The organism is Streptosporangium sp. LJ11, from assembly GCF_051918945.1.
Classification (GTDB): Bacteria; Actinomycetota; Actinomycetes; order Streptosporangiales; family Streptosporangiaceae; genus Streptosporangium.
The window spans coordinates 1-2,923 of sequence record NZ_JBPXMB010000077.1 but is presented as its reverse complement, the minus strand read 5'-3'; the positions used below and the strand labels follow the sequence as shown (position 1 = coordinate 2,923).

Annotated in this window: 2 protein-coding genes; both read right to left on the bottom strand. The window is 67.8% G+C overall.

Annotated elements, in window-relative coordinates:
- On the bottom strand, positions 1-1,277 hold a 1,277-nt coding region (locus ACTOQ3_RS43395; RefSeq protein ID WP_440089903.1), incomplete at its 3' end, for an endo-1,4-beta-xylanase.
- A gap of 18 nt (positions 1,278-1,295) precedes the next feature.
- A partial coding sequence (locus ACTOQ3_RS43390; RefSeq protein WP_440089902.1) for a family 43 glycosylhydrolase occupies positions 1,296-2,923 on the bottom strand: 1,628 nt, incomplete at its 5' end.

The following is a 2,923-nucleotide window of genomic DNA, read 5'->3' as shown; positions in this document are numbered from 1 at the left end:
ACGTCCAGGACCTTGCCGGAGTGGCGGGACTTGACGCGGTAGTAGCCGCCGCCGGAGTCGACGAACTGCCACTGCTGGTTGTTGCCGTTGGTGCGGGTCCACTGGGTGATGCGTCCGCCGTCGGCCGTCGACTGGTTGTAGACGTCCAGGGCCTTGCCGCTGGTGCGGTTGACCAGCACGTACCAGGCGTTGGTGTCGATCGGCCCGCCGGAGGTCGGCGTCGGGGTCGGGGTCGGGTTGGTGGAACCGCCGTTGAGGGCGTTGAGCGTGCTGGTGTAGGCGGCCTTCTTGTTGCCCGAGGAGTCGAACAGCAGCGGGTTCTCCCCGGTGCGCCAGGAGTCGCTGTCGCGGATGCCCCAGACGGTGATGCCGTTGCACCGGGACACCGCCAGGCACGCCCGGGTCACCGCGGCGTAGATGTTGGCCTGGTTGGGCCCCTGGGCCACGTCGAGCTCGGTGATCTGGACGTCGACGCCGAGGTCGGCGAAGCGCTGGAGGTTGGCCTGGTAGTCACCGGAGAGGGAGCCGCCCAGGTGGGACTGGAAGCCGACGCAGTCGATCGGCACGCCGCGCGCCTTGAAGTCGCGCACCATGTTGTAGATGCCGGTGCTCTTGGCGTTGATCCCGTCGGTGTTGTAGTCGTTGTAGCAGAGCTTGGCACCCGGGTCGGCGGCGTCGGCGGCCCGGAAGGCCGCCTCGATCCAGTCGTTGCCGGTGCGCTGCAGGTTGGAGTCGCGCCGCCCGCCGGAGCCGCCGTCGGCGAACGCCTCGTTCACGACGTCCCAGGAATCGATCTTGCCGCGGAAGTAGGTGGCGACCTGGGTGACGTGGTTGATGGCGGCGTTGCGCAGGTCGGAACCGGACAGGCCCTGGGCCCAGCCGGGCTGCTGCTGGTGCCAGAGCAGGGCGTGACCGCGGATCTTCATGCCCTGTCCCAGGGCGTGGTTCACGATCCGGTTGGCGCTGGTGTAGTTGAAGCTGCCGCGCTGGGGCTCGGTGGAGCTCCACTTCATCTCGTTCTCGGCGGTCACCGAGTTGAACTCGCGGTTCAGGATGTTGACGTAGGTGGAGTCACCGAGCCGGCCGGCGGCGACGGCGGCGCCGAAGTAGCGGCCGCCTCTCTCGGCCGCCGACGCGCCCAGCGTGGAGGCGGCGTCCGCCGGAGCGGAGATCGCCGCCGACACGCCGATGGCGACCACGCCGGCGCTCAGGATGGACAGGAATCTCCGTAGCCGGGTGCGCCCGGAAGGACGAGATGAGCGATTTGGGGGGTTCATCGCGTAATCCCTTCGGTTTTACGGTGTGGTGAGGTCGAACCGGTTCACGGTCACCGCTCCGCCCAGTGACTGGGAGGCGTAGTTGAAGATGCCGAAGCGGTAGCCCATGAAGAACTGCCAGGCGTTGTTCAACGTGAAGGCCGGTCCGAGCGCGGTGAAGTTCACACCGTCGGTGCTGTAGGAGAACCGGGCCTGTCTGCCGGATCCCGGCCGGATGTCGGCGTTCACCCGCAACCAGATCTTGCCGCCCGAGATGTTCGCGCTCGCCGCCTCGGTGCCGGTGCCCGTGGTGGCCCAGCTGCTGTTCATGGTCAGGCCGTTGGTCATCACGACCCGGTTGACGCCGTTGTCGCGTTTGACGCCGATCCACGCCGACTGATCTCGCAGCATCGCCAGCCCGGAACGGTCGCCGTTGGCCATCTGCGAGTAGTCGAGCTCGATCGTCGCGGTCGACGACGGGCCCTGGATGCGGTGGGTCAGGGTGTTGCGGGCGTTGTAGAGGTCGTTGGTGACGGTCGCGGTCTGCAGGCGCAGGCCGTTGCCGGTGGAGAAGCGGCTGGTGTCGGGGTTGTGGTTCCACTCCCACCGGTGGCCGAGACTGGCCGAGGTGAAGGTGTCCGGACCGATCATCGAGGCCACGGTCTTGGAGGTCTGGATGTTCGGCTTCGGGTAGTTGACGCCCCAGCCGCCGTTGACCGTCTGGACGGTCGGCCAGCCGTCGGCGCTCCAGTTGATCGGTGCCAGAGCCGGCATCCGGCCGCCGGGGTAGGCGTCGACGAACGACATGTAGTACCAGGCGCCGTTCTGCGTCTGGACCAGGCCGCCCTGGTGCGGCACGCCGCCGCCGGAGATCGGGCCGGGCATGTTCAGCAGGACCTGGCGCATCTCGTACGGGCCGAACGGGCTGCTGGAGCGCAGCACGTACTGGCCGTTGGCCGGGCGGGTCAGCCAGATGTAGTAGTAGCCGTTGCGCTTGTAGAAGCGGGCGCCCTCAAGGGTGCCGACGCTGGAGGGGGTCTGGAACACTTGCTGGGCGCGCACCTGGCTGAGGCCGTCGGCCGAGAGCTGGGCGACGCTGATCGTGCCGTTGCCGTAGGCGACGTACATGGTGTCGTTGTCGTCGATGAGCAGGCCGGCGTCGTAGTAGCAGTTGTTGATCCGGGAGCGCTTGGTCCAGGTGCCGTCGACCGCCGACGCGGTGTAGACGTAGGTGCGGTTGAACTCGGTGCAGCCCATCCAGTAGTACGTGCTGTTGCTCGGCCGGTAGTTGAGCGTCGAGGCCCAGATGCCCTTCACGTAGGCCCGGCCGCCGTTGAGGTCGTAGGCGTTGGACTCGAAGTCCAGGCGCGGGACCGAGTGGCCCGCGTACTCCCAGTCGACCAGGTTGTAGGAGCGCAGGATCGGCGCGCCGGGCGAGTAGTGCATCGTCGACGCCGAGTAGTAGTAGGCGTCGCCGACCCGGATGATGTCGCCGTCGGCGAAGTCCTGCCAGACCACCGGGTTGGTGTAGTTACCGCCCGGACCCGGCGTCGGGGTCGGGCTGGGCGTCGGGTCCGTTCCGCCCATCTTGACGAACTGCCACTGCTGGTTGTTGCCGCCCCAGTCGTCGTACTGGACGATGTTGGCGCCGTCGGCGGTGGAGGCGC